General features: G+C 62.9%; 22 protein-coding genes. 8 read left to right on the top strand and 14 right to left on the bottom strand.

The features are described from left to right. Nucleotides 1-3: 3 nt before the first annotated feature. Nucleotides 4-933, bottom strand: a complete 930-nt coding sequence (locus tag JSO19_RS09080) for a carbon-nitrogen hydrolase family protein (RefSeq protein ID WP_270911233.1) — start codon at nt 931-933, stop codon at nt 4-6. An 81-nt stretch (nt 934-1,014) separates the two neighbouring features. On the opposite strand from JSO19_RS09080, the gene JSO19_RS09075 reads away from it, so the two are divergent. Then, on the top strand, nt 1,015-1,932 hold the full coding sequence (locus tag JSO19_RS09075; RefSeq protein ID WP_270911232.1) for a LysR substrate-binding domain-containing protein: 918 nt from the start codon (nt 1,015-1,017) through the stop codon (nt 1,930-1,932). Between the two features lie 165 nt (nt 1,933-2,097). Here JSO19_RS09075 and thrC read toward each other — a convergent pair whose 3' ends face one another. Then, on the bottom strand, nt 2,098-3,552 hold the full coding sequence (gene thrC, locus JSO19_RS09070) for a threonine synthase (protein WP_270911231.1): 1,455 nt from the start codon (nt 3,550-3,552) through the stop codon (nt 2,098-2,100). A 160-nt stretch (nt 3,553-3,712) separates the two neighbouring features. On the opposite strand from thrC, the gene JSO19_RS09065 reads away from it, so the two are divergent. Next, a complete protein-coding gene (locus JSO19_RS09065; protein WP_270911230.1) occupies nt 3,713-4,096 on the top strand; it encodes a zinc ribbon domain-containing protein YjdM in 384 nt (127 codons plus the stop codon). Nucleotides 4,097-4,164: 68 nt separating this feature from the next. After that, nucleotides 4,165-4,917 carry a TIGR00645 family protein gene (locus tag JSO19_RS09060; RefSeq protein ID WP_270911228.1) on the top strand — a complete coding sequence of 251 codons (753 nt, stop codon included), beginning with the start codon at nt 4,165-4,167 and terminating at the stop codon, nt 4,915-4,917. Between the two features lie 87 nt (nt 4,918-5,004). On the opposite strand, the gene JSO19_RS09055 is transcribed toward JSO19_RS09060, so the two are convergent. Further along, a complete protein-coding gene (locus JSO19_RS09055) occupies nt 5,005-6,735 on the bottom strand; it encodes a choice-of-anchor A family protein (RefSeq protein ID WP_270911227.1) in 1,731 nt (576 codons plus the stop codon). A 312-nt stretch (nt 6,736-7,047) separates the two neighbouring features. Between JSO19_RS09055 and JSO19_RS09050 the strand changes: the two genes are divergently transcribed. Next, on the top strand, nt 7,048-7,623 hold the full coding sequence (locus JSO19_RS09050; RefSeq protein ID WP_270911225.1) for a GNAT family N-acetyltransferase: 576 nt from the start codon (nt 7,048-7,050) through the stop codon (nt 7,621-7,623). 73 nt (nt 7,624-7,696) lie between these two features. Here the strand turns inward: JSO19_RS09050 and JSO19_RS09045 are convergent, their stop codons facing one another. Further along, nucleotides 7,697-9,088, bottom strand: a complete 1,392-nt coding sequence (locus tag JSO19_RS09045) for an amino acid permease (protein ID WP_270911223.1) — start codon at nt 9,086-9,088, stop codon at nt 7,697-7,699. A gap of 40 nt (nt 9,089-9,128) precedes the next feature. Further along, nucleotides 9,129-10,400 carry a kynureninase gene (gene kynU, locus JSO19_RS09040; protein WP_270911221.1) on the bottom strand — a complete coding sequence of 424 codons (1,272 nt, stop codon included), beginning with the start codon at nt 10,398-10,400 and terminating at the stop codon, nt 9,129-9,131. Nucleotides 10,401-10,620: 220 nt separating this feature from the next. On the opposite strand from kynU, the gene JSO19_RS09035 reads away from it, so the two are divergent. Next, entirely contained in the window at nt 10,621-11,082 is a 462-nt protein-coding gene (locus JSO19_RS09035; RefSeq protein ID WP_270911220.1) for an Lrp/AsnC family transcriptional regulator, read from the top strand. A 90-nt stretch (nt 11,083-11,172) separates the two neighbouring features. Here the strand turns inward: JSO19_RS09035 and JSO19_RS09030 are convergent, their stop codons facing one another. Beyond that, complete coding sequence (locus JSO19_RS09030; RefSeq protein WP_270911218.1) at nt 11,173-11,973, bottom strand: CPBP family intramembrane glutamic endopeptidase; 801 nt, start codon at nt 11,971-11,973, stop codon at nt 11,173-11,175. A 32-nt stretch (nt 11,974-12,005) separates the two neighbouring features. Further along, nucleotides 12,006-12,989: a class II fructose-bisphosphatase gene (gene glpX, locus JSO19_RS09025; RefSeq protein ID WP_270911217.1), complete on the bottom strand. Its 984-nt coding sequence runs from the start codon at nt 12,987-12,989 to the stop codon at nt 12,006-12,008. Nucleotides 12,990-13,145: 156 nt separating this feature from the next. On the opposite strand from glpX, the gene fbaA reads away from it, so the two are divergent. Both fbaA and JSO19_RS09015 read left to right on the top strand, forming a co-directional pair. Further along, complete coding sequence (gene fbaA, locus JSO19_RS09020) at nt 13,146-14,174, top strand: class II fructose-bisphosphate aldolase (RefSeq protein ID WP_270911216.1); 1,029 nt, start codon at nt 13,146-13,148, stop codon at nt 14,172-14,174. Nucleotides 14,175-14,192: 18 nt separating this feature from the next. Next, the gene (locus JSO19_RS09015) at nt 14,193-15,035 is read left to right on the top strand and encodes a DUF6264 family protein (protein ID WP_270911214.1); all 843 of its coding nucleotides are present in this window, start codon (nt 14,193-14,195) and stop codon (nt 15,033-15,035) included. 308 nt (nt 15,036-15,343) lie between these two features. Here the strand turns inward: JSO19_RS09015 and JSO19_RS09010 are convergent, their stop codons facing one another. The 3 genes from JSO19_RS09010 to galU all read right to left on the bottom strand — a co-directional run bounded on the left by JSO19_RS09010 (nt 15,344) and on the right by galU (nt 18,041). Beyond that, nucleotides 15,344-16,459, bottom strand: coding sequence for a hypothetical protein (locus tag JSO19_RS09010; protein WP_270911212.1), 1,116 nt, complete (start codon nt 16,457-16,459; stop codon nt 15,344-15,346). A gap of 89 nt (nt 16,460-16,548) precedes the next feature. Beyond that, nucleotides 16,549-17,133: a GNAT family N-acetyltransferase gene (locus JSO19_RS09005; protein ID WP_270911210.1), complete on the bottom strand. Its 585-nt coding sequence runs from the start codon at nt 17,131-17,133 to the stop codon at nt 16,549-16,551. Nucleotides 17,134-17,138: 5 nt separating this feature from the next. Continuing rightward, a complete protein-coding gene (galU, locus tag JSO19_RS09000) occupies nt 17,139-18,041 on the bottom strand; it encodes a UTP--glucose-1-phosphate uridylyltransferase GalU (protein ID WP_270911209.1) in 903 nt (300 codons plus the stop codon). Between the two features lie 61 nt (nt 18,042-18,102). On the opposite strand from galU, the gene JSO19_RS08995 reads away from it, so the two are divergent. Beyond that, nucleotides 18,103-18,693 carry a 5-formyltetrahydrofolate cyclo-ligase gene (locus tag JSO19_RS08995; protein WP_270911208.1) on the top strand — a complete coding sequence of 197 codons (591 nt, stop codon included), beginning with the start codon at nt 18,103-18,105 and terminating at the stop codon, nt 18,691-18,693. Between the two features lie 96 nt (nt 18,694-18,789). On the opposite strand, the gene JSO19_RS08990 is transcribed toward JSO19_RS08995, so the two are convergent. From JSO19_RS08990 to JSO19_RS08975, 4 genes are all read right to left on the bottom strand, one after another. After that, nucleotides 18,790-19,941 carry an IS30 family transposase gene (locus tag JSO19_RS08990; protein WP_442915703.1) on the bottom strand — a complete coding sequence of 384 codons (1,152 nt, stop codon included), beginning with the start codon at nt 19,939-19,941 and terminating at the stop codon, nt 18,790-18,792. 154 nt (nt 19,942-20,095) lie between these two features. Next, complete coding sequence (locus JSO19_RS08985) at nt 20,096-20,308, bottom strand: hypothetical protein (RefSeq protein ID WP_270911207.1); 213 nt, start codon at nt 20,306-20,308, stop codon at nt 20,096-20,098. A 1-nt stretch (nt 20,309) separates the two neighbouring features. Next, a complete protein-coding gene (locus tag JSO19_RS08980; RefSeq protein WP_270911205.1) occupies nt 20,310-24,326 on the bottom strand; it encodes a DUF4011 domain-containing protein in 4,017 nt (1,338 codons plus the stop codon). Between the two features lie 198 nt (nt 24,327-24,524). Then, nucleotides 24,525-25,814: a uracil-xanthine permease family protein gene (locus JSO19_RS08975; RefSeq protein ID WP_270911203.1), complete on the bottom strand. Its 1,290-nt coding sequence runs from the start codon at nt 25,812-25,814 to the stop codon at nt 24,525-24,527. Nucleotides 25,815-25,931 lie beyond the last annotated feature (117 nt).

Below are 25,931 nucleotides of genomic sequence, written 5' to 3'. Positions count from 1 at the left end.
GCCTCACTTTCCAGAGAAAACGGTGCCCTCGTTGGCGCGAGTATTGACCGTCAATTCAAAAACGTCTGGCCTGCCATAGTGCCCCGTCGTATCAAGATCAAAGTGACCCCGTGTGCGCTGACTCAAATCAATGTCGGCATACAAGATGGTCTCCTGCTCGTAGACGGGGCCAGCAAGCACCGTTCCAAGCGGATCGATGATCACGCTTCCTCCTCGAATCAACCAGTTCTCTGTGCCCACGTGAGCCCCAAACTCCACTGTTTCGGGGTACGCCGACTTCGGCACCGCCTGGCAGGCCGCCAGAACAAAGGTCCGGCCCTCGAGCGCAATGTGCGTCATCGTCGACTGCCACACGTCACGGTCGTCAACCGTTGGCACACAGTAGAGGTCAACCCCTTTGGCGTACATTGTCTGACGAAAGAGCGGCATGTAGTTTTCCCAACAAATAGCGGTTCCCACTCGGCCAGCAGCACTGTCGGCAACGTCGAGAGTCGAGCCGTCGCCGAACCCCCAGATGAGACGCTCACTCGCTGTTGGCATGAGCTTTCGATGCTTACCGACGAGCCCCTTTTCGGGGTCGATAAGGGCAGCCGCGCAAAACAGCGTGTTGCCGTGGCGTTCTATGAGCCCCATCACAACGAACACTCCGGTATCGCGAGACGCCTCGATCAAGGCAGCAACCTCGCATCCGTCGAGATCAACGGCGGCAGCAACGTATTGCCGATATTCCTCACGACCAGCCTCAGTTCTCGTGCCTACCACCGTGTCAAAGCTCGATCCTTTCGGATACCCACCAATGAAGGCTTCGGGAAATACCGCAACCGCTGCCCCGCCAGCTCCAGCATCACGAATCAGTGATTCAGCCTTTTCGACCGTTGCCTGTGTATCGCCAACGACCGGGCTCGCCTGCACGACAGCTACTCTGCTCATCATCGTCTCCTTATGACCTGTGGCACCAAGCGTAACTTCTCTCCTCTTCCAACATCACCAATATTGATAGGTATCATGAGGATCATGAACGTGAACGATTTGCGCAGCATCGACCTCAATCTGCTCGTCGTCTTTCACGTGCTCATGCAAGAGCGCAACGTGACCAGGTCAGCGGCGAAGCTCAACCTCTCGCAGAGCGCGGTAAGCGCCGCTTTGGCAAGACTCAGAGCCACCACCGACGACCCACTCTTTGAACGCTCACAAACGGGTATGCAGCCAACGGCAAGAGCGCTCGAACTTGCAGGGCCAGTCGCACTCTCGCTCGGTAACCTCGCCAAAACGCTTGCACCGAGCACGGCATTTAACGCACAAGACTCACAACGCACGTTTCATCTGGCTATGTCAGACGACATTGAAACGGTGATTGCTCCCTGGCTCCTCGAACAAAGCTTGGCCGCCCAGTGGGGCGTGCGCTTCGCATTTCACCAAACGCACTCACATCGATACGCCGAGTCGCTCAGTGACCCAACGATCGATCTCGTGCTCTGTGCAACGCCAGCCGAGATTGGCGTGGCAACGATCCGCACACAAACGCTCTTTACGGGAGGGTACTGCTGTCTCTTCTCGCCAACACAACTTGCCGCCGGCACCCCACTCAGCGAGCAGATGTTTCGCGAGGCAACGCACCTGCGGGTTTCCCACACGGCACAGCGGGGCTTTATCGACGACCTACTCGAGTCGTCTGGCATTCAGCGAAGCGTTCCCGTCTCGCTCAGCCACTTTGCGGGAGTGACCGCGGTGCTCGCGAACACACCGACGCTCGTGACGATGCCCGATTACGCGGCGAAGGCACTCGCGAACGCGGCTGGCCTCACCACCTCGCCGACACCGATCGCGACCCCGCGATTTACCGTCTCGATGATGTGGCGGGCAACCAACGAGTCAGCACTCGATCACGTGTGGCTGCGGGAAACGGTCGCGGGGTATTCGCCAGCTAAGTGATATGCCATCACTTTTAGACGAGAACAGAAAGCAGGCCCGCGAACGTTCACTCAAAACATGTCATTCGCACACACCAGCTTTCACTGACGAAGAATTCACCGGTCACGCACGCAGCCGTGTCTCGGCGCCTGAATCACCGGCCTCTTCCGGGGAGGCCAGCCCCAACTACTGGGTCGCGTTGGCCTCGATAAACTGGCGCAGAGCAGGAGCATCATTAGGCATCTCGGTGACGCGCTGCGGCAGCTCAAGCAGCCCCGCGAGGTGCTCAGGCATGCCCAGTGCAATACCGGTGGCCTCAAGCACGATCTCAGGGAACTTCTCGGGCTTGGCCGTCTCGAGCACCAGCATGGGAACATCGGCTTCAAGGTACTCTGACGCAACCTTCACGCCATCGGCAGTGTGCGGATCGATGATGGGCCCGCCAGCCTCGTGTACCTCACGGATGGTCTGCACGCGGTCTTCGTGGGTGCTCGTGCCGCTCACGAGGCCGAACTCAGCTTCGAAGCGGGGCAGCTCCTCAGAGAGATCGAGCTCACCGGTTGCGTCAAGCTTGAGCCATACCTCGGCAAGGCGCTGCGGATCGCGACCGAGCACGTCAAAGATGAAGCGCTCGAGGTTTGACGCCTTCGAAATGTCCATCGATGGGCTCGATGTCGCATGAGTCTCGGCCGACGAACGAGGGCGGTAGATACCGGTGCGGAAGAACTCGTCAAGCACGTTGTTCTCGTTCGCGGCGAGCACCAGGCGGTGAATGGGGAGTCCCATCTGCCGTGCGTAGTGGCCTGAGAGAATATTGCCGAAGTTGCCTGACGGGACCGTGACAGAGATACGGTACGTCGCACGCTCTTCGGCGCTCACCGCGTCGGTTGCGCGCAACCAAGCCCAGAAGTAATAGGCGACCTGAGCGCTGATGCGACCGAGGTTAATTGAGTTGACCGTACCAAGGTTGTAGGCCTGTTTGAAATCGAGGTCACCCGACACGACCTTGAGTAGGTTCTGGCAGTCGTCAAACACGCCCTCGACCGCAATATTGTGAATGTTTTCGTCGGCGAGTGAGTACATTTGGGCACGCTGGAAATCGCTCATACGGCCCTGCGGTGAGAGCATAAACACCGAGATGCCCTCTTTGCCACGGAGCGCGTACTCGGCTGCCGAGCCGGTGTCGCCCGAGGTTGCACCGATAATGTTCAGCACGGTGCCCTTGCGTGCGAGAGCGTATTCCATGGACTGCCCGAGATACTGCATGGCCATGTCTTTGAACGCGAGGGTTGGCCCCTCGCTGAGGCCCACCAGCGTCAACGCGCCGGGCTTAACGGGAGTGTTCGATTCGAAGCCGAGGGGCACCAACGGCACCACGTCGTCGGCCACAAACTTGCCGTGCCCGTACGCGTCACGACACATGCGGCCAAGATCGTCACGGTCGATATCGGTGGCAAAAAGCGCGAGTACCTCGGCAGCGAGATCGGCGTAGTCAAGCCCTCGCCAGCTCTCGAGCTGTGTGGCTGTCACCTCTGGCATCGTGGCCGGTACCGCGAGGCCACCGTCGATAGCGAGCCCTTCAAGAAGCGCTTCACTGTACGAGATGGGCTGCATGCCGCCGCGAGTCGAAATGTATTTCACCGATACTCCTTATAGCTTTCCACCCATTCTATTAGCAGAACCTCTCACCCAAGGCGGCATACCTTCGCAGCAACCTGCGCAAAACACGGCATCACCTCTTCGCTCAGTGTTAAAGTGACGATGGCTGTGCCAGCCAGAACCCTAGCGAAAGAATCGTGCCGTGACTGACACCGTTGATCCTGTACTTCCGCCCTGCCCCGAGTGCCAGAGCGAATATACCTATGAGTCGGGAGCGCTCCTCACCTGCCCCATGTGCGGCCACGAGTGGGCTGTGCCTCAGGCTGGCGATGCTCCGGCTGGAGAGAACGGCGACGCCTCAGTAACGCGCGATGCGGTCGGCAACATCTTGAACGATGGCGACGACGTGACGCTCGCGAAGTCAGTGAAGATTGCCGGTGGCGGCGGTGGCACCATCAAGGCGGGAACCAAAGTGCGCGGTATACGCCTCACCGCTGACAAGGGCGACGGCCACGACATCGACGCCAAAATCACCGGAGTTGGCCGCCTGCAGCTCAAGTCGAGCGTCGTCAAAAAGATCTCGTAGCCACGCATGCCCCGCGTGGGGCCAAACTCACAGCCTGAACTGCCAATGCGCACCATACGATATTGCTTGTGAATCGTCAGACTACTCAGCATTCTCAAGAACCGCACCGCGCTTCAGGCCCGAGCGCCGCATCGCGCACCCTCGCAGGGTTTATCTTTGCGAGCCGTTGGCTCCAGGCTCCTCTGTACCTCGGCCTCATAATCGCGCAGGCGGTGTACGTCGTGCTCTTTTTCGTCGAGCTGTGGCATTTGCTGCACAAGGTGATTCTCGAGGGAACCATCTCAGAGACCGATGTCATGCTGAGCGTGCTCGCGCTCATCGACATCGTCATGATCGCCAACCTGCTCATCATGGTGATCATTGGCGGCTACGAAACCTTCGTGTCAAAGATTCGCGTTACGGGCCACCACGACGAGCCCGACTGGCTCTCGCATGTGAATGCCAACCTGCTGAAGGTGAAGCTTGCGATCTCGATCATCTCGATCTCTTCGATCCACCTGCTCAAAACCTTTATCGAGGTTGGCCGTATGGAAGACGGCCTCGTCTTCGACGCCAAGGGCAATGTCATCTACTCGAGCGAGGGCGTGTTCTGGGAGGTCATGATTCACCTTGCCTTTATCGTCTCGGCCTTGGCACTGGCGTGGATCGACCGCATGAGCCATCACGCGCCCGAGGCTCCCGCGGCTCCCGTCGCCCCAGCAGCGATTCCCGTGACGGTGTTGCCCGCAGCGACGCTACCGACTGCTCCCGCCCCCGCTGACCCAGCACATCAGTGCTCGTGCGGACATGCGGCTGAGAACGGCCAAGAAACCGGGCGCTGACCCCACCCGCTAACAACGAATGCCCCTTGTCTCACGTGATACAAGGGGCATTCGTTGTTCTTAGGCGTTCACAGGCCCGAGGGCGTTCTACTCGTGCGAGTGTCCGGCGTTGCGTTTACGAGCGACGACGACGGTCGCGAAGCCCACAACGAGCAAGGTGAGCGCTCCCGCGACAAGGCCAGCAGCCGGTGCGCCACCGGTCGCTGCAAGCCCCGACACGCTGTCGTTGGGCTGCGTAGTTTGCTCGGCACCGGGCACTTCAGGATTCGTTTGCAGCGGATCGGCCGGAGTCTTCGGCTCAGCTGGCTCGTTCGGCTCGGCTGGCGTGTTTGGCTCGGCCGGCTCATTCGGGTTGGTCGGCTCGTTCGGATCCTCTGGATCAGCCGGGTTGCCCGGCTCAGGAATGACTGGGCTTTCGCATGTCACCTTGTGAAGAATGATCCGCATGGTTGCGCTCTTCGCGTCGGCCGAAAGCGTCCATCCCTGTGCCTCAGCAAGCAGCGCGTTACCCTTCACCGTTGCGGTCACGGTCACGGTCGCGCCGGCCTTCACTTCGCCCTCAACTGAGAAGGCAACGCCCGCGGTCTTCACGAACTCGATGACCGGGTCAGCGATCTTGCCATCGTTGAGGCAAACGGCGTGAGTGATCTTGGGCGTTACGAGGTCGATCAGAGGTTCCGGATCGACGGGATCGACGGGATCAACCGGGTCGACAGGATCCACTGGGTCAACCGGATCAACGCTCGGGGGCACAGGTTTGCATGAGAAAACGTCACTGTCGAGGAACGGGAACGCGTGGAACTCGCTGCCCGCGCCCTTGTGCTCAAGATCACCCGCGACCCAGATGCGCCCGTTCGTACCGGGTGCATTCATCACGGTCGAAGAAGCGGGGTTCGCAACGAGCACTGTGCCCGGGAACTGCGCTCCGGTGCCGATCGTCACGGCGGTGGCATCGGGAATGTTCCATAGGAGGCGCTGGGTGAGCGCTCCGAACGCTGCCGCGTCAATGTTGCCGGGATCCATGGGCGTGCCGTTCTCCTTGAGCATCGACTGAAGCCCGAAGTGCGCAGTTTCGCCCGTCACGTTAACCACGACGATCGCCTCTGGGTCAATACCCTCGTACTGCAGCGAACCCATGTTCGTGAGCTCGTCCTGGGTCACGGTAAAGACCTGACGGTTCGTGGTGCCGTCGCCCACGAGCACGAGCCGGTCACCCACCGTGTTGGTGCTTCCGGTCGCTGGCATCGCCGCGTACTTTGCCGACTGCTGCTGCAGGTGCACGCCGACCTGCGCCCAATCGCCCAGCGCTTCGGTTTTACCGAGGCCCGAACGCACTTTACCCCCGTTGGCGTCGACCCCTGTTTCGGGTGGCGTGAGGGCTCCACCCACACGCACGTTGCCGCCGATACGGTCGCCGAGCAGAATACTGCCCGACGCGATGGTCATGTCGCCGCCAACGACGAGCATGTCGCTCATCGGCTCAGGGGTCATGAGTGACCCAGCACCAACGACGCCCATGTTGTACTTCGTACCGCTGTCGAATGTTGCGTCGCCCTCGACAACGAGCAAGCCCTCAAGCTCTGCACCCTTGGAGTACAGAAAGTTGCCTCCCACGTACACGTTGGCTTGCTTGTCGACAGGAAATTTCGGCTCACCGGTCGCGATGCCAGACCCATCGGGAATGCACACGGTGCGAGCCGATGCTGGCTCGGTCGTTACCGCCGGTGCGGCGCTTGCCGCGACTGGCACAGCGACGAGCGTAGCGCCCGCGAGAAAGGCGGCGCCTACCGCCTTTGAAAGCATGCTTGAAACAGACATGCAGAACCCCCAATTCTGCGCAGTACAGGTACTGCGACGTACGATTCCCCTCGATACCACTTGCCGCGAGGGCGTTTCTCTCGACGCCCGGCCTACGGCAACCCCGCATAATCTAGCGAGGAACCACAATGTGTTCAAATCGCGGTAACTCATTTTGATTATCGAACCTAAAATGAACGGCGTTTCGAGACTTTCTTAGAGAAATGGCACAGAGAGAGCCGAAAAATGGGGTTCCTGGTGAACGATGTTGACGAAACGCATTTTCCTGTGAATCATGCCAAGCGGGTTCTGTACCCTTGAAACAGAAACATCATGACGTTTTCACACCGGCTGAGCGACTCCGCCTCGCTTGAGCTTATGACCCCAGAGTGCACACCCGACATCTACGACCTCACCCGCACGAATCACTCGCGCCTGCGCGAATGGGCAGCATGGGCACAGGACGACCCGACCTTCGAGTGGGCAACCGCCTACGTGCACGGAAGGGTCGAGGCGTACTTTCAGGGCAACGCCGTTCCGTGCGTCGTGTATGAGAGCGGCAAGGCCGTTGGGTGCATCGAGCTGCGCATCGACCAGGACCGTGCGATCGGCGACATTGGCTACTGGCTCGACGCAGCCGCCGAGGGTAGAGGCCTCGTCACGCGCGCCTGCAGAGCCATGATCGAACACGGCAAGAGCCTCGACCTGCAACGCTTCGAACTGCGCATTGCGACCGAAAACGAGCGTAGCTCTGCGGTCGCAGAGCGGCTCGGCTTTGAGCTCGAGGGCGTACTCAAACAGACCACTCCAGTGCAGGGACGCCGCCTCGACACGGGGCTTTACGCGCTGCTCGTTGGCGACGAAACCAGTGAGCCGGTTGCCCAGGTAGAGGCCGCACCGGCGGCCTAGCCGGGATCCGCCACACTCGCGCAGAGGGCCCGGTGCTGAATCAGCACCGGGCCCTCTGCAGCGCGCTCACCGGTTATTCGGCAGCGCTCGCTTGCTTTGCGCGGCTTTTCTTCGCTCGCACGATCACGTACCCGATGAGGGTTACCACGAGCATGAGCGCGCCGAAGGGCAGGGTGGCCCTGAACTCGTCGGTGAAGTACGTCGAGAGCGCGATCGCCAGCATGAGACCGGCACCGAAGTAGGCACCAATGCGTGAGCCCGGGATCTTGTACGAGAGCGTCTCGCCGTCGCGGGCCACACGCCTGCGAAACGCGATGTGCGTCACGAAAATCATGAACCACGTAAACATTGCACCAAACATGGAGATGGCGAACATCATCGTGAAGGCCTCACCCGGGAAGAGCACGTAGATCACGGTCGCCACAGCAATACCGATGCACGACAGCACGAGCGCGTTGATCGGGGTGCCGTTGCCGGCGACCTTGCCGAGTGCGCGCGGAGCCTCACCCGCGCGGGCGAGCGAGAACATCATGCGGGTCGAAATGTAGAGCTGGCTGTTCATGGCCGAGAGCGCGGCGATAATCACGACGAAGTTCAGGATCGAGTCGGCAAACGGGATGCCGATGACCTGCATGACCGTCACGAAGGGACTCCCGCCCTCGAGGATCTCTGACATGGGCGCGATCGAAACGATGAGCGACAGCGTCAAGAAGTAGAACACGACGAGCCTGAAGATCGTGGCTTTGAAAGCCTTCTTGACCGCGCGTTCCGGCTCTTTTGCCTCGCCTGCCGCGACCGCGATCATCTCGATACTTAGGTAGCTGAAGATCGCGACGATGACGCCGAACCACATGCCCGAGATGCCGTTGGGCATGAACCCTCCGTCAGCACCCCAGTTCTGGAAACCATACTCCTGCTTGCCCGCAAAAAACACGAGCCAAGCGGCGACAATGATGAAGGCGAGAATAGCAAACACCTTGATCGCCGAGAACCAGTACTCAAGGGTCCCGAAGCTCTTGACGTTCATCGCATTCACGCCGACGAGAGCTCCCGAGAACACGACCACCCAGACCCACGGCGGAACTCCGGGGAACCAGAACTGCATGTACTCACCGACCGCCGTGACCTCGGTGCCGACCGCGAGCACGATGCACAGCCAGTACATGTAGCGCACCAGAAACCCGTAGACCGGGCCGAGGTAGTGCTCGGCGTAGGCGCCAAATGATCCCGAGGTCGGGTGTTTCACCGTCATCTCGGCGAGCACGCCCATGAGCATGAGCGCGATCGCGCCACCAATGAGGTAGCTCACGATCACGCTCGGCCCGGCGAAGCCGATGGCAAACTTGCTGCCCAAGAACAGCCCCGTGCCAATCGCTCCACCGAGCGCGATCATGCTGAGCTGACCCGCGGTCAGGCTCTTTTGCAGACCGATCTCGCGGGTCTGAATATCACTAAATTCTTTCATCAGTTATCCTTCTTCATTGAAGTTCCCCCCGAAACTCTGGTTAGGTTACCGCGCCGCGAACCTGGAATTCGGGGGCGCGCCACAGCTCTTCGTCAAGCACTCGGCGAAGCATCTCGACCGCATCCCAGACATCGGCGTAGCCAAGGTACAACGGGGTGATGCCGAAACGAAGCACCTCGGGCTCGCGGTAATCGCCCACCACGCCGTTGGCAATGAGCGCCTTCATGACAGCGAAGCCCTCGGGATGCTGAATACTCACGTGGCTGCCGCGCTCAGACGTTTCACGCGGAGTCACGAGCGTCAGCGGGTGATGCGCGAGCCGCTCTTCAACGAGGCGAATAAAGAGCGAGGTGAGGTTGAGTGATTTCTCACGAAGCTGCTGTTGATCGACGCTCAAGGCGATATCGATGCCGCACTCCATCGTGGCGAGCGAGATGATGGGCTGGGTTCCGGTGAGCAGCTTACGGGCGTCGCTCGCGGGGGTGTACGCAACGTCCATCTCGAAGGGCTCGCTGTGACCCCACCAGCCAGACAGTGGCTGGCGCGCGCGGGCGAGGTGATCTCCAGAGACCCAGATGAACGCGGGCGACCCCGGGCCACCGTTCAGGTACTTGTAGGTGCAGCCCACCGCGAAGTCTGCGCCTGCCGCCTCGAGGTTGATGGGAACCGCGCCGACCGAGTGGCACAGATCCCAGATCATGAGTGCGCCGGCCTCGTGTACCGTCTCGGTCACAGACTTCATGTTCCACAAGCGACCGGTGCGGTAGTTCACCTCGGTCAGAAGCACGACGGCAACGTCGTCGTTCAGCTCGCCCTCGAGCGACGCAAGATCGTCGATGAGGCGCAGCTCGTAGCCCTGATCGAGCATCTCGATGAAGCCCTCGATCATGTAGAGATCTGAGGGGAAGTTCTCGCGCTCAGAAATGATGACGCGACGCTCGGGAGCGTCTTCACGCTGCAGATTGATCGCGGCGCCAAGCGCTTTGAACACGTTAATCGAGGTGGTGTCGGTCACAACGCAGCCACCGTCGGTGCCACCCACGAGACGAGCAATCTTTCGGCCGAGACGCACGGGAAGATCGAACCAGTCGTTCGTGTTCCAGCTTTCGATGAGATCGGTGCCCCACTCCACCGTGATCACCTGCTGCGCACGAGCCGGCGCGGCACTCGGCATCACCCCGAGCGAGTTGCCATCGAGGTAAATCATGTCGGCGGGAATCGTGAACTGCTCACGAAATGAAGCAAGCACGTCAGCCTGGTCGGCTTCGACGCAGTGCTCACGGGTTTCGATAGCGCGAATGTCGATCGTCATCGTTTCTTCTTTCTCTCGGGAAAGGAAAGACCGCGCGACCACTCGTGAATCTCACACTCACTCGCCAATCGGCACGCTTCGTTCCCTTCGTTGCGACTCAGCTTGCGCTCAATGATTCTGACAAACAATAGCCACTTTGCAAACAGAACAGTAAAATATTCGAAAATAGCATGGATCGTTTTAATTTTTATCGAAGCATCGCAGCAAAAGAGGGCGCCGCATGAGTACTTTTCCACTCACCGAGATCGACCGCAAGATCATCACCGAGCTTTCCACCGATGGCAGGCTTCCGTACAAGACGCTCGCAGAACGGGTTGGCATTGCCACCTCGACCTGCCACAGCCGCGTCCAGGCACTCGAAAAGCGCGGGGTGATTCGCGGGTATCGGGCCGAGATCGATCCACTCGCAGCGGGCCAGCTCGTGAGCGCCCTCATCCTCATCGGAGTGCACCCCATGCAGCGTAGCCTCGTGCCCGTCATCGCCGAGGAGCTGCGCGCAATACCCGGCGTGCAGCAGGTCTTTCTCATTGGCGGCGACAAAGACCTCATCGTTCACGTGAGTACCGAGAGCGTGCATTCGCTGCGCAAGCTCATCGCAGAGCACATCGCCTCGAAGGAAACGCTCACCCAAACGCAGACGCAGATCGCGTTCGAGCACCTGACCGGGGTCGCACCACTCTAAGGGGTGTTGGTACTCAGCTGCGGATCGGCTTGCCCGCGGCCGGCTGGTCTCGCGGTGGCAAGGCGCGCGATCCGCCGCACACTCCCGTCGTTACCCGAAAAACTGCGGCCACCAGGCCACCGCGAGCGGATACCCCACGAAGCTCACGATGTCGAGCAGCCAGTGGGCGACAATGAGCGGCACGATGCGCCCCCAGCGGTGGTAGGCCCAGCCGAACACGAGGCCCATGATGACATTGCCGATGAAACCGCCAAAGCCCTGGTAGAGATGGTAGCTGCCGCGCAAGATCGCGCACGAGACGATCACGACCCACGGGGCGACGCCGAGCTGTTTGAGTCGATAGAAGAGGTAGGCGACGACCACGAGCTCTTCGGTCAGCGCCGCTTTGAGCGCCTGCAGAATGAGCACCGGCACCGTCCACCAGTAGGCATTCAGCGAGGTGGGAACGACCTGCAGGTTGAGGCCGATCACGAGCATCGTCACGTAGAACGCCAGCCCCGGCACTCCGATCGCCGCGGCGAGGGCGAAACCGCCGCCAACCTCGCGCAGGCGCTCGCGGGGTGTTCCACGTGCAACGCCCAGCGCCCCCATGTGTGGCCGGTGCTCCCGCCACGTCAGCCAGACGACCAGCGCGACCGGGGCAAGGCCAAACACGAACGACAGCAGTTGCATCGTGAGGTCGAAGCCCGGCCGGTCTGAAAGCGGCCGGTTGATGTGCATCTGCTGCGTGTTGAGCGCCGCCTCGCGCGTGGCAGCCTCGATGAGCTGCACGATCGCGTATACGCCAGAGGCCCCGAACGAGAGCGCGAGAACAATCGCGATCTCGAAGCGGAGCCTCGCCCGTGCGTACGGGGTCAGGGGTTCAGAAGCCGACGCTGGTGCAATCTGCATCGTGAACCCCCGCGTGTAGTTGGTGTGTCGGCTTAGGCCCAGGGACGGGGTACCGAGTCGGTCGTAACGTAGCGGATCGTGCCCGAGTACGAGCGCATAACGACGCTCTCGGTGCGCACGAAAGGCCCGCGGCGCTTAACGCCGTCAAGGAAGTCAGACTGCGTGATGCCGGTCGCGACAAAATAGGTGTTCTCGCTCGCAACGAGGTCGTTTGCCTCGAGCACGCGATCGAGGTCGTGGCCCGCGTCGATTGCTTTCTGGCGCTCGTCGTCGTCGATGGGCTTCAGGACGCCCTGGATCATGCCGCCCAGCGCCTTCACGGCGCACGCGGTGATGATGCCCTCGGGGGTTCCGCCGATGCCGACGCACATGTCGACCGAGGTGTCCCACTCAGCGGCGTTGATGCCCGCGGCAACATCGCCATCCATGAACAGGCGCACGCCGGCGCCCGCATCGCGAATCTCTTGAATGAGCTCAGCGTGGCGCGGGCGATCGAGCACGGCAACGCGAATATCAGAGGTATCGACGCCCTTCGCCTTCGCGAAGGCGCGAACGTTCTCGCTCATCGGCTTACGAATATCGACAACGCCGACACCCGCTGGGCCACAGACGAGCTTGTCCATGTAGAAGACGGCCGATGGGTCGTACATCGATCCGCGATCAGCAACGGCGATCACCGAAACCGCGCCGGGGCGACCCTCGGCGGTCAGGCGCGTGCCGTCAATCGGGTCAACGGCCACGTCGCAGGCGGCACCCATGCCGTTGCCAACGCTCTCGCCGTTGTAGAGCCAGGGAGCATCGTCTTTTTCGCCCTCGCCGATGACGACCGTGCCGTCCATCGAAACCGTCGAAAGGAAGCGACGCATTGCGTCGACAGCGGCGCCATCGGCCGCATTCTTGTCTCCACGCCCCACCCAGGGAGTAGCCTGCACAGCAGCAGCTTCAGTCGCACGCACGAGCTCCATCGCGAGGTTGCGATCTGGCTGAAGTGGGCTCAGGGTATTGAGGGTGTTCATTTCGGAAAAACTCCTTAGCGAATCGGATGCCCTCTAAGGGTACGCCATTGACACCTGAAGTTCGCAGTTCTCCCGGCTAAACTGTCAGATATACCGGCCTTTCGGCCAACCCAAACGGCCTGAGGGCCACCCACGGTGCATCAATAAGGAGATTCAGTGGCAGTCGCAACCCCCGAGCAGTATGCAGCAATGATCGATCGCGCGAAGGACCAAGCCTTCGCTTTTCCCGCCATCAACGTTTCAAGCTCACAGACCCTGCACGCGGTGCTTCAGGGACTGACCGAGGCTGGCTCTGACGGTATCCTGCAGGTCTCAACCGGTGGCGCCGACTACTTTGCTGGCCACACCACGAAAAACCGCATCGGTGGCGCCATCGCCTTCGCGAAGTACGCCGAAGAGGTCGCAAAGGGCTACCCCGTGACCGTCGCGCTGCACACCGACCACTGCCCCAAAGAGAACCTCGAAGGCTTCCTGCTGCCCCTCATTGAGGCGAGCGAGGAGCGTGTACGCGAGGGCGGCGTCGCTTACTTCCAGTCGCACATGTGGGACGGCTCAGCGATTTCACTCAAAGAAAACCTCGAGATCGCCTCGCAGCTGCTGCCACGCATGAAGGCCATCGACTCGATTCTTGAGGTCGAGATTGGCGTCGTTGGCGGCGAAGAAGACGGCGTGAGCCACGAGATCAACGACAAGCTCTACACGACCCTCGACGACGCTGCCGCCATGGTCGACGCGCTCGGCCTCGGCGAGCAGGGCCGCTACATGACGGCCCTCACCTTCGGCAACGTGCACGGCGTATACAAGCCGGGCAAGGTCGAGCTTCGCCCCTCACTCCTCAAAGATATTCAGGACGGGCTCCAGGCCAAGTACGGCACCGGCGACAAGCCACTCGACCTCGTCTTCCATGGCGGATCGGGCTCAAGCGCCGAAGAGATCGCCGAAGCTGTGCGCAACGGCGTAATCAAGATGAACATCGACACCGACACCCAGTACGCGTTTACCCGCGGTGCGCTGCACGAGATGTTCACGGGCTACGAAGGCCTGCTGAAGATCGAGGGCGAGGTCGGCAACAAGAAGCAGTACGACCCCCGCGCATGGGGCAAGAAGGCCGAGGCCTCAATGGCTGCCCGCGTCGTTGAAGCGGCACAGCAGCTCGGCTCGGCCGGCAACTCAATCACCGCGTAACGCTTAAGGAGCAGCATCATGAGCGATCAGCAGCCCACCCCAGAAGAGCAGGCCAGCCAGGCGACGACCGGGGCTCCGGTCTCGGCCGAGCCTGTGGCGCCGACGGCGCCCGCAGCTCCTGCAGCACCGGCGGTTCCGGCAGCTCCGGCGGTTCCGGCAGCTCCCGCAGCGACTCCGGCTTCGGCGACTGCGCCAGCGCAGCCGCGCTACGGTGAGATGGCTCCCGAGGGATGGGTCTCGCCGGTCGCAACCCAGCAGAGTGGCACCTCTGGCGCTGGAGGCGCGGCAGGGGCTGGATCCGCTGGAGCTCCGCGCACCCCCGGCGTTCCGCATAATCTTGGCGTCGGTTCAGGAGCCGGGCAGCAGGCCCCTGCGGCAGCCCCCGTGGCGCCGAACGCGACCACGGGCGGGCCCGGTGCACCCCAGGGAGCACCGCTTCCACAGGGCCAGAAGAAATCGAGCTCGACCGGCGACAAGATCGTGACGATCATCCTGCTCGTGCTCGGAGCCTTCTCGGCAATGCAGTTTGCCCTCGGAATGCTCACCCTTGGCTCCCAGCTCGAGATCATCGGCGAAGCGCTCGGGGCCGAGAACCTCGAGATCCCCTCGTCAATCACGGTCATCCAGTCAATCGGTGCACTGCTCATGCTGTCGATCTATGCGGTTGCCCTGCTCTGGAGCATCCAGCGCCTGCGCCGCGGCAAGCTCACCTTCTGGGTTCCGCTCTCGGCTGGCGTGCTCGCCCTGATCGCACTGTTCGTCGTGGCGACGATCGCTATCGTCATGGTGCCCGAGCTGCTCGAATACTCAACACCAGAAAATGTCGAGCTCCTGCTCGACCAGTTGGGACAGAACGCGTAGCGTTCCTCACCCACTGCCGTGCGAAGGCCCCGCCCCCTCTTCAGGGGTGCGGGGCCTTCGTGTATGTGCTGGGCTGTGCTAGCGGGCTGGCTGCCCGGCCTGCGCTGCCAGGGGCCGGGCGCCTCCGAGCACCAAATTGTTTGCACTTTTGGGGCGAAAACACCCGAATTTAGGCAAAAAGTGCAAACAATTTGCCGGGGACGCGGGGCGCCGGCCGGAGGCGGGTGGGCAAGCGAGGCCGGCAGGTACATGAACCGGCACGCGCATGAAACAGCAGGCACATGAACCGAGCCAGCCGCAGCCGACCGTTAGCTCACGTTGCGGCGGCGGCGCAGCGCGTCTGCAATGTTGGGCGCACCCTGGGCGGTGTCGCCGACAACACCCATCGAGCGCAGGCGCTCCTGGGCAGCGAGGCGCTTGGTCTTCGCCTCAACGTCGAGCATCGGGCGAGAATCGCGCTGCGCCTCAGCGGTTGAGCCCGCGCCCGAAGCGGCAGCCCCGGCGGCACGAGCGGAATCTGCAGCCCCAGCAGCGGGAACGGCAGCGGCGCTAGCCGGAGACTCGCTCGGGGTGGCTGATGCGGGGCGATCCGCGGCGAGGTTTTCAGCAGCGGCGCCAGCCGTGCGGGGCTTCAGATCGCCCTCGCGCAGCAGGATCGAGTTGGTCTGATTCACGCGTTCAGAGGGCTGCGAGACCTGCTTGCGGGCCTGCGACATTGCCCTCGCGCGCTCGCGCTGGGCGCGGGCACGGGCTTGCTGGGCGAGGTACTCTTCGTGCGAGGTGTCAGGCTCGGGAGCTTCGGCCTCGAGGTCGAGCAGCGGCTGCTGCGGGCGGGCGGCAGACTGCACTGGTGCCGGGGCCTGCTGGGTCTGCTTCGCGGCCTTGCCGGGAGCCAGCACAACGAGCGTCGTAAGCCCGAGCCCTGCCGAGGCGAGCGCAACAAGCAGGGTTGCCGGGCCGAGCCCGCCGATGGCCATGCCGGCACCGATGAGAATGCCGACCAGGCCGAGCACGGTCGCGAGGGCAGCCACGAGCCGCACCGGCTTCAACCGGGGGTGGCTCAGCTTGGCGCTTCTCAGCTGTGCTTTCTGCATGGCGACTTCTCTCTTGAGCTCGTATTCGGCGAGGCGGCCGGCGGCACGCAGCTTCTCTTGCTCGATTTTCTCTGCTGCGGCCTCCTGGCTGCGCATTTGCTTTAACATCTTCTGGTGCTGCAACGCAGTTTTGGCGGTGGCCTCGACGACGTGCTCTTCGGGCAGTTCAGAGGTCTCGGCAATCATGCGTAGCGTGCGCTGAATGTGGGCGGTATGTTTCTCGGCCGCGCGATACTGACGATTGCGCGACCAGGCGGGAATCAACACCACGACCCAGAGCAGCGCGAGCACCACGAGCAGAAGCCCTCCGCCAAACACGCCGCTATCCATGCAACAACCGTAAATGGTGCGCGGGCAAGGCGAACCGCGGCACGCCGAGCGTCATGCAAACACACAGCATGACAGGGTGTATGGGAACGTTAGCCGAGGCCGAGCGAGTGCGCCCGTTCTTCGCGGGTTACGGCGAAGCAATCGTGGTCGCGCCAGCCCCCGTCAATGTAGATGTAGCGTTCGCGCAGACCCTCGGAGCGCAGGCCCAGCTTGTCGACGACGCGGCGCGAGGCGACGTTTTCGGGCCTGAGGCAAATCTCGATGCGGTGCAGATCGAGCGCAAAGAGGGCGTGATCGATGAGCAGTTGCACGGCGGTCGGCGTGATGCCGCGGCCGGCGTACTCCCGCGAGATCCAGTAGCCGATTTGGCCCGAGCGCACGGCTCCCCATGCGATGTCGGCGATGCTGAGCTGCCCCACGACCTCGCCGCGAAACAGCACGACGCAGGGCACACCGTGGCCCTGACGCATGCGCTTGCGCAGATAGCGGATCACCGGGCCAAGCGGCGCCTCACCCGGAGTCTCGAACGTTGCCCCGGGAATCGAGGCCTCCCACGGTGAGAGCCACGCGCGGTTTTCGGCGAGCATTCGTCGCAGCGGCTCTGCGTCGCTGCGACGAATCACTCTCACCTCGACGTCACCCTTGGTGAGCGAGAAGCGCGGATTAAAGGGCACGAAACCTACTCGAGCGTTTGTGCGAACTCACGAACCCACTCGCGCAGGTCGTCACCGAGTTCTGGGTGATCGACGCCGAGCATCAGGTTTGCCTTAATCCAGTCGGCGCGGTCGCCCGTGTCGTAGCGGCGGCCGCGGAAGACGACGCCGTACACGGGGCGCTCTCCCCCACCCTCGGCGAGGGTGTGCAGCGCGTCGGTGAGCTGAATCTCGCCGCCGCGGCCGGGGCCCTGATTTTCGAGAATGTCAAAGATCTCGGGGCGCAACACGTAACGGCCAATAACCGCAAGGTTCGAGGGAGCCTCTTCTGGCGACGGCTTCTCGACGAGCCCGGTGATCTTCACCACGTCTTCGGCATCGGTCGCCTCGACAGCGGCACACCCGTACAGGTGAATGGCCTCTTTCGGGACCTCCATGAGCGCGATAATCGTCGCCTCACGCGCATCGTGCTCTTCAACCATGCGGGTCAGCAGCGGATCGCGCGCGTCGATCAAGTCGTCACCAAGCAAGACCGCGAACGACTCATCGCCCACGTGAGCACGAGCACGGCCTACCGCGTGGCCGAGGCCGAGGGGCTGGCCCTGGCGCAAGAAGTGCACCTCGCCAAGGTCGCTCGCCGCGTGAACGCGATCGAGGCGACCATCGTCGCCCTTGCGCTCGAGCGCAAACTCCAGCTCGGGAACCGAGTCGAAGTGGTTGAGCAGGTTGTCTTTGTTGCGCCCGGTGATGATGAGCACGTCTTCAAGCCCCGAGTGCACGGCCTCTTCGACCACGTACTGAATGGCTGGCTTGTCGACGAGCGGCAGCATCTCTTTGGGCATCGCCTTTGTCGCAGGCAGAAAGCGGGTGCCAAGACCAGCGGCTGGGATGACCGCCTTCGTGACGCCTGAAGTTGACTTCTTGTTCATGAGGGCAAGCTTAACCCGCTTTTCTGGGCGCAAACAAACGATCAACAGTAGACTGAAATGCATGACAGCCGATATAGACGCTCGCAAACGCGAAATTCGCGAGCGGGTGCGTGTTCAGCGCAGGCAGGTAACCGAAGAGCAGAGCAACGTCGAGGCCCACGGCCTCACCGAGCAGCTGCAGCGCCTCGTCGAGGCTCGCGAGGCTCGTTCTGTCTCGTGCTACTTTCCCGTCGTCGGCGAACCCAACACGCTGCTCTTTCTTGAGTGGGCCCGCGCCCATGACGTCGACGTCATGCTGCCGATCTCGCGCGAAGACGGTCTGCTCGACTGGGTCGCCTACAGCGGCCCCGACGCTGAGCCCGGCCTCTTTGGCATTCCCGAGCCGCAGGGTACGCCGCTCAGCCCCATGGCTGTGAACGACGTTGACCTCATGATCATCCCGGCCTGCGCCGTTGACGAGTCGGGCAACCGTCTCGGCTGGGGCCGCGGCTACTTCGACAAGTCGCTCGGATCCATGGACCAACGCCCGCCCGTCTTCGCGGTCGTGCGCGAGAACGAGATCTTCGCCGAGGTGCCCGCCGACCTGCACGACGTGCCGATCACGGGCGCGGTGACCCCGGAGGCGATCCACCACTTCCGTTTCGAGGACTGACGCGCGCGACCGGGCCGGCTCGCTCGCTCGGCGCCCGCGCCGATCCGCCCAGCGTGTGGTCAAAAAGTGTCGAAAATCGAGGGCGGTTTCTAGCGGTCAGCGCAACAGTATCTCTTCGATGACCTCGGCCGGCTTCGCGAACGCTAACCGTTTCCGGGGCCGGTCGTTCATCTCCCACTCAACATAATCGAGATCTGCCTGACTGAACACACTCAGATCAGTGCCCTTGGGGAAATACTCCCGCAGTAACCCATTCGTGTTCTCATTCGTCGGCCGCTGCCAGGGCGAGTGCGGGTCGCAAAAGAACACATCAATATCAGCTCCCATAGCGACTTCTTGATGCTTACTCATCTCTTTGCCCTGGTCCCAGGTGAGAGTCCGACGAAGCACATCAGGTAACTCTTTCATCTTCGCGATAAGCCCCTCAGTGACTGCTTCTACCCGCGGTAACGAGGGGTCTAACCAAACAAGGAATAGATAGTTCGAGTGGCGTTCAACGACCGTCCCGATAGCGCTCTTGCCATCTTTCCCGATAATTAAGTCACCTTCCCAATGCCCAGGAACAGCCCGATCAAGTGCTTCTGCGGGACGGTCAACAATGTTCACCATCCCAGCAATTCGGCCCTGCCTAGACTGGCCAGAACGGTGACTGTGTCGGATCTTCCTCCCCGTACGAACCCGAACCTCAAGCTCGCGTTTGAGCCCACCCCTGGCAAGGAGATAGATCGCTTGATAGATCGTTTCGTGTGACACTCGCATCTCCGGCTGATCCGGAAACTCGCGCTGTAGCCTGCCCACAACCTGTTCCGGTGACCGCTTCAACGATAGTTCAGCCTCCACAAAACGCCGTAACCGCGGATTCGTTACCAGCTTCGACGGTTTCGGTCTGCGGGCGCGCTGAAACGTTTGCGATTGTGCCTGTGTTGCCCGATACCTCGGCCTACGAGCCCGTTCAGAAGAAAAGAACGCGTTCCGCCGAATCTCACGACTCACTGTTGACGGGGCACGCCCCAACTTCCTCGCGATCTCACGAATCCCAGCCTTTGCCGTCCATAACGCCTGAATCTCGATACGCTCCTCGAACGATAACGACGACACCCGGGCTACTCTTCGGGGTCTCACCCCGCCCTGCGAATGAATATGTGACAAGATCGCGGCTTCGCTCTTGTCTACCCGTTCACCAATCTCTCGTGCGGTGAAGCCAGCAGCTCGCATATCCCAGATCGTGTTCACATGCTCAGCAAGCATGTTCCTTGAGAACTTCATGTCAGTGTCCACCCTTGTATTGTCTCGGGTGTTGCAACCACCGTTAGAACCCGCGAGCGAATTTCGACACTTTTTGACCACACGGGGTGCGAAAGTGACCACAGGGCGCGCGAAAGTGACCACACGCGGCCGGCGCTCAGCCCCAGTGCGGGGGCTTGTCGTTTTTGAGGCGCTCGTCGTTCTCGCCGGCCCCGCGAGCACCCCGCGGTGCCGCGTCAGTCTCGCCCCAGCGCTCGGGGTGGCCGTGCGCCGCCGGTTGCGGATCGCTGCCCGCGGGTGGCGGCGTCACCACCCGACGGTTGCGACGCTTGGCTGGCTGGGCAGGCTTCGAATCGTCGGGGGTAGCCATATTAGTGGTCGTCAGAGACGATGACACCGGTCTCGTCGTAGTCTCCGGCGGCGTCGCCTGCCGGAGCGCCTTGAACGCCGTTGGCGGCGGCGGCTCCGGGCAAGTCGGCCGAGGCCGATTCGACGGGGGCCGCGGGCGGCAGGGGCTCAGGGAGCGTGTGCGCGTCGGCCGGGGCGACCGAGACGGTGCCGGTGAGGTTCACCTGGCCGGTGTCGTTGTGCTCTTCGGTGTGCTGGGGCTCGTAGCCGATCGTTCCGGCGATGCGCAGCGCGACCTCGGCGGGGTTCGCGAAGAGGTCGAAGCTGTGCACGCGGTTGTAGTGCCAGCCGAGGCGGCGCAGCACGGCGGGGCGCAGCCGCAGCGTCTCGCGCAGTGAGCCCTCGCGCACGTCGGCGTCGAGGTCGATCGCGATGGCTTTGCCGTTGTAGGCCACGGCCAGCGGAATCATGCCCTGGTAGTCGAGCGCCACCGCGAGGCCGAGGGCCTCGAGTTCGGTCGCGAGCTCGGTGAGCATGGGGTCGCGCTCTGAGGGCAGCACCTTGGGCATCGACGGGGTGATCTTGGCCGAGAGCACGTCGAGCAGTTCGACGAGGCCGTGGCGCACGCGGGTCGTCTCGAGGTCTTCGGGCATGAAGCTCGTGACGATCGACATGGCACGGCGGGCCCTCGTCATCGCGACGGCGACGAGGCGTTCGCCGCCGGGCTCGGTGAGGCTGCCGAAGTTTGAGAGCACGCGGCCATGCGGGGTGCGGCCGTAGCCGACCGAGAAGATGACGCGGTCGCGGCTCTGCGCAATCGCCTGCTCGAGCGTGAGTACGACGAAGGGTTCGGCGCGCTCGCCGAGCAAGAAGTCGCGGTACTCGGGAAACTTCGCGAAGGCCCGCAAGACCGCCTGCTGCACGCGCACGGCGTGCACGGGGCTCGCGGTGATCACCATGAGCGATTCCTGGGCGTGCTCGCTCGCGTGACGCAGCACGAGCTGCACGACGCGGGCGACTTCGCCATCGGGGCTCTCGACAGCGCCGGCCTCACGGTCGGGCAGCCCCTGCCCCTCTTCGACGAACTCGTGCGTGATGCTCGAGTGCCCGAGGAAGGTTCCTGCCCACGGCAGCGAGGCGATCTTGCCCTGGTAAAAGCGTTCGTTGACGAGCTGAATGAGGTCAGCGCCACCCGCGCGGTAGCTCTGCGTGAGCGCGAACTCCGGCAGCACCTCGGCGAGATCGGTGAAGGCCGAGCGGGTCTCTGGCTCTTCGGCGACGGGCTCGCCCTTGGCCTTCGCCGACCTGCTGAACAGGGCCTGCGGGCTCGAGGCCGCGGCCGCGCTGGTGTCGCTTGCGGGGGCATTCTTGGCGGATCCGCCAGAGTGCACCGCTGCCACAGATCCAGCCGCGCCAGCCGCTGCGCCCGAGACCCCGATGGTGAAGGGCGAGGGATGCTGCACGACGGGGTCACCGAAGGCGACCACCTGCTGGGCCCTAGCGACCGCGCTCAAGGATTCGGCGAAGGTCATCGCGCTCGCGTCGACGAGCAGCACGGTGTCGAAGCGCAGGTCGCGCGGCAGGCTCGGTACTTCGTAGGGCGAGACCGCCCACACCGGGGCCAACGTTTCGAGCAGGTGAGGTGCCGAGGCCGAGATCTCGGTCGGGGTGACCTCGCCCGCGCGTAGCGACTGCCTGAGGGCCTGAGCCTCGGCCGGGTGGTCGAGCACCGCGACCTTCCACGCGTGGCCGAGCTGGGCCGCGAGGGTCGGGCCGTTGGCGCGCTGGTGCGCGTCGTCGACGAGCCTGAAGTCTGATTCGAGGCGCTCGATGACGCTCGTGTTGGCGTTGAGCAGCGACTCGTTCGTGCGCAGCATGTACTCGAGCGCCGACTGCCACCACGCCTGCTCGAGCTCGTTGGCGACCTCTGAGGCCGGCACGTGGCGCATCGAGAGATCTTCGAGCAGCGCGCTCAGATGCGCCTGGCCGAGCCGCTCGACGAGGGCCGTTCGCTCCTGAATGTTTTGCAGCACCTCTGACTCACGTGACAGCTCGGTCATGAGCGCCGCGAGATCGGGCATGGGCATGTTGCGCAACCGCTCGCCCTGCTGCTCGGGATCGAGCACGACGTCGAGACGGTCGAGGTCTTGGTACGTCTTCTGGAAGGCGACGACGAGGTCTGAAATGCCCACGGGCACTTCGGGGCGAGCGCCAACGACCTCGCTGTACCGCTGCCACAGCACGCGCTGCTGCTGAATTTGCACGAGGCGGGAGTACATGTCGGTGACCGTGACGCCGGGGCGCACGAACTCGCGGGCGAGCTTCTTGAGGCGCCGGCGGTTGGCTCCCGACATCTCGTCGCTGCCTCGCGGCGCATGGGCCGCGATGATCTCGGTGAGTGAGCGGTCGAACACCTCTGGCACGAAGCGGTCAAGCGTCTCGCGAATGCCGCTGAGGAGGCGCAGGTAGATGCCGAGCTCGGCGACCGAGTTGTAGGGGCGCATCGAGGTTTGCGAGACCACGTCGCCCGCCATCTGCGTGAGCCTTGGCAACTCGGTCTCGGCGAGCTCAACCGCGAGCTGGTAGGCCTCGTCAGCCTGATCGCGCGAGGTGAACGAGACGCCGTACCAGGGAGAATCTTCGGGACCGAACTCGAACTGGCCGAGGCGGGCAACCTCGGTGAGGTCTTCGGCGACGGCGCTCCGGTCGAGCGCGAGCTGCGCGAGGCCCTCGTCGTCGAGGCGCACGGCTGTCGTGGGAACAACATCCTGGCGGGTGAGCCGCGACAGGGCGTGCAGCGCGTCGAGCGGCGAGACGCCAAGCTTGCGGTCGGGAGTGACGAGCGCACCCTGGTAGTCAGTCAGCACCGTGCGCAGGCGCACGAGCGCCTCGTCGACGTCGCGGTTCATGCCCGGCTTCGCGTTCTCGGCCCGGCTGATCGACTCGACGAGGTTGCGGCGCAGCGTGCGGGGTGAGGCGGCGAGGCCCGGAAGGCCCACGCGGCCGAGCCGGTAGCTGATGCCGTCGAGGGTCGCACGGCGAGGCGAGACGACGAGCACGCGCTTACCGGCGTTGACGAGTGCGCCAATCGCGTTGACCACGGTTTGCGTGCCGCCCGTTCCCGGTAGCGTGCGCACCACGATTGAGTTGCCCGCCTTGACCTGCGCGAGCACCTCTTCCTGCTGGCTGTCGGCACTCGAGAGGTGCGAGTCGGTCTCGGGGGCGCGCTCATCGATCGGGGTGCCGGTCGCCTGGCCGAAGGACTTCGCGAGCTGGGTTTGCGCGGTCTCTGAACCGCACACCGCGTCAATGACGGGGTGATCAAGCTCGCCGAGTGAGGTGAGGAGTTCGTGGGCAACATCGTGGAACGTTGAGACCACGAGCCGTGGCTGCACCGTGAACCCGTCAACGCCCGCCGCCACCTGGCGGAGGCGGTCGATGACCGGTTGCGGCTTGAACACGCCGGCCGAGTGCGAGAGCTGCAGCAGTTCGGTCGCGTCAACGCGCACCCCAAACTGTTCTTGCAGGGCGCGCACGAGGGCCACGTTCACGAAGGGGCGCTGCTTGAGCTTCAGCTCGAAGTCGCTGCCATAGCGGCGAATCGCGAGGGGGCGCAGCAAGACCGGGGCGCAAAACTCGTCGCCCTCGAACTCCCACTTGGCAATGCCGATCGCGAGGTGCACGGTCTCGAGACCACGCTCGGTGCGCATCTCGACCGCTTTATCGGTCACCCGCCCGGCGCCAACCTTCGCCTGGCGAAGTGCCAGGTCGTCACGAATGAGCGCCGAGAGCAGAATTTTGTTGCCGCTGATGAACTGCGGCAGGCCGCCGGGGTGCGTGGTCGAGAGCTCGATCTGGTCGCGGTGGGCGTCGGTGAAGTGCAGAAGCGAGTTCGTGCCGCCGAGCATGCCGATCTCTTCACGCCACTCGGCGTGCTCTGCGGCGAAGCGTTCGACCGGGGCGAGACTCGCTTTTCGAGTGAGCTCGGCCTCGGCGAAGTCGGCGTCGTGAAGACTCTCGGTCTTGTATTCTTCAGTCATTTCTTCCCCGTTCACCTCGGGTTGAGTCGTGCTCGTGGAGGGGTCGCTGACGGCACGCCCGCGTACGGTCTCTTCATCGAGACCGCTCGGGTTCACGCTATTCTTGCGTTTTTTATCTGCACTCCACACACCGCCACCATAAACGCTGCCGCCATTTTTCGCGGTTTGCCGCACGGTGTGTGGGTGTTTTCACAGGAACTATTTGCGGAGCTTCGTGATGCCCGACATGAGGTGGTACACGACGATTGCCGAAATCGTTCCGAGCGCGATGCCGTTGAAGATCACCGAGCCGAACTCGAAGGTGAAATCGGCGATGCCGACGATGAGCGCGACCGCCGCCGTGAACTGGTTGACGGGCTTCGAGAAATCGACGCCGTTATCGATCCAGATCTTAATGCCGATGAGGCCGATGAGGCCGTAGAGCGCGACCGTCACGCCACCGAGAACCCCCGGCGGAATCGTGTTGATGAGCGCCCCAACCTTCGGCGAGAAGCTCAGCGAGAGGGCAAAAATACCGGCGACCCAGTAGGCCGCGGTCGAGTACACCCTGGTCGCTGCCATCACGCCGATGTTCTCACCGTACGTGGTCGTACCCGATCCGCCACCAAAGCCCGCGAGCACGGTCGAGAGCCCGTCGGCAATGAGTGCGCGGCCGGTGAGCGGATCGAGGTCGCGGTTGATCATGAGACCAACGCTCTTCACGTGCCCCACGTTCTCGGCAATGAGCACGAGCACGACGGGCAGGAACGCGGGCAGGAGGCCCCAGAGCGTCGGATCGGCAAACGGGTTGCCCGGCGTGTGGAACTCGGGCAGGCCGAACCAGTCGGCCTTCTCGACGGCCTCCAGGTCAACGGCGCCGTAGAGCAGCGCTGCAATGTAGCCCACAAACACCCCGAGCACGATCGAGAGTCGACCGATGAGGCCCTTAAAGAGCACCGTGATGAGCAGAATGGCGCCGAGCGTGATGAGCGCAATCGGGGTCGAGTTCGGGTGGTCGGGGTTCGACATGAAGTTGTTCTTCACCGCGGGCGCGAGGTTCAAACCGATGAGCGCAACGACGGCGCCCATGACGACCGGGGGCATAAGCGCGTTGATCCACCCGGTTCCGGTCTTCGTCACGATGAAGCCGATGAGCGCGAAGAGAATACCGGTTGCGAGAATACCGAAGGAGGCGCGCGAGAGATCGCCCTCGGGGCCCGCGGCTTTCGCAGCCATGATGGGCGCGATGAAGGCGAACGACGAGCCAAGGTAGCTCGGCATCTGGTTGCGTGTGATGAGCAGGAAGAGCATCGTGCCGATGCCCGAGAAGAAGAGGGTCGCCGTTGGCGAGAAGCCCGTGATGAGCGGCACGAGGAAGGTCGCACCGAACATGGCGACGACGTGCTGCGCGCCGAAGCCGATCGTGCGGATCCAGCTCAGTCGTTCTTCTGGCAGAACAATCTCGTCTTGCGAAACGACGTTTCCGTCGCCGTGCAGCTTCCAGGCCATGGGCGTACTCCGTTGGTGTGAGGCGGGGTGGTGTGCGGGCACACGAGGCTTCGCCTCAGAGGTACCTCACATATTCTGGCCGAAAAGATGGCACGTTGGCAACGCCACGCGGCTTGA

Origin of the sequence: Leucobacter sp. UCMA 4100 (genome assembly GCF_027853335.1) — a bacterium.
GTDB lineage: Bacteria > Actinomycetota > Actinomycetes > Actinomycetales > Microbacteriaceae > Leucobacter_A.
The sequence above is the reverse complement of the archived record's forward strand: the minus strand, read 5'-3'. Positions and strand labels throughout refer to the sequence as shown.

Bases quoted from the DNA above. Each gene is read 5' to 3' on its own strand.
- JSO19_RS09015 (WP_270911214.1), top strand. From the start codon at position 14,193: ATGAGCGATCAGCAGCCCACCCCAGAAGAGCAGGCCAGCCAGGCGACG.
- glpX (WP_270911217.1), bottom strand. From the start codon at position 12,989: ATGAACACCCTCAATACCCTGAGCCCACTTCAGCCAGATCGCAACCTC.
- galU (WP_270911209.1), bottom strand. From the start codon at position 18,041: ATGAACAAGAAGTCAACTTCAGGCGTCACGAAGGCGGTCATCCCAGCC.
- JSO19_RS08990 (WP_442915703.1), bottom strand. From the start codon at position 19,941: ATGCTTGCTGAGCATGTGAACACGATCTGGGATATGCGAGCTGCTGGC.
- kynU (WP_270911221.1), bottom strand. From the start codon at position 10,400: ATGACGATCGACATTCGCGCTATCGAAACCCGTGAGCACTGCGTCGAA.
- JSO19_RS09055 (WP_270911227.1), bottom strand. From the start codon at position 6,735: ATGTCTGTTTCAAGCATGCTTTCAAAGGCGGTAGGCGCCGCCTTTCTC.
- JSO19_RS09050 (WP_270911225.1), top strand. From the start codon at position 7,048: ATGACGTTTTCACACCGGCTGAGCGACTCCGCCTCGCTTGAGCTTATG.
- JSO19_RS08980 (WP_270911205.1), bottom strand. From the start codon at position 24,326: ATGACTGAAGAATACAAGACCGAGAGTCTTCACGACGCCGACTTCGCC.
- JSO19_RS09080 (WP_270911233.1), bottom strand. From the start codon at position 933: ATGATGAGCAGAGTAGCTGTCGTGCAGGCGAGCCCGGTCGTTGGCGAT.
- JSO19_RS09075 (WP_270911232.1), top strand. From the start codon at position 1,015: ATGAACGTGAACGATTTGCGCAGCATCGACCTCAATCTGCTCGTCGTC.
- JSO19_RS08975 (WP_270911203.1), bottom strand. From the start codon at position 25,814: ATGGCCTGGAAGCTGCACGGCGACGGAAACGTCGTTTCGCAAGACGAG.
- JSO19_RS08995 (WP_270911208.1), top strand. From the start codon at position 18,103: ATGACAGCCGATATAGACGCTCGCAAACGCGAAATTCGCGAGCGGGTG.
- JSO19_RS09045 (WP_270911223.1), bottom strand. From the start codon at position 9,088: ATGAAAGAATTTAGTGATATTCAGACCCGCGAGATCGGTCTGCAAAAG.
- JSO19_RS09030 (WP_270911218.1), bottom strand. From the start codon at position 11,973: ATGCAGATTGCACCAGCGTCGGCTTCTGAACCCCTGACCCCGTACGCA.
- JSO19_RS09010 (WP_270911212.1), bottom strand. From the start codon at position 16,459: ATGGATAGCGGCGTGTTTGGCGGAGGGCTTCTGCTCGTGGTGCTCGCG.
- JSO19_RS09035 (WP_270911220.1), top strand. From the start codon at position 10,621: ATGAGTACTTTTCCACTCACCGAGATCGACCGCAAGATCATCACCGAG.
- JSO19_RS08985 (WP_270911207.1), bottom strand. From the start codon at position 20,308: ATGGCTACCCCCGACGATTCGAAGCCTGCCCAGCCAGCCAAGCGTCGC.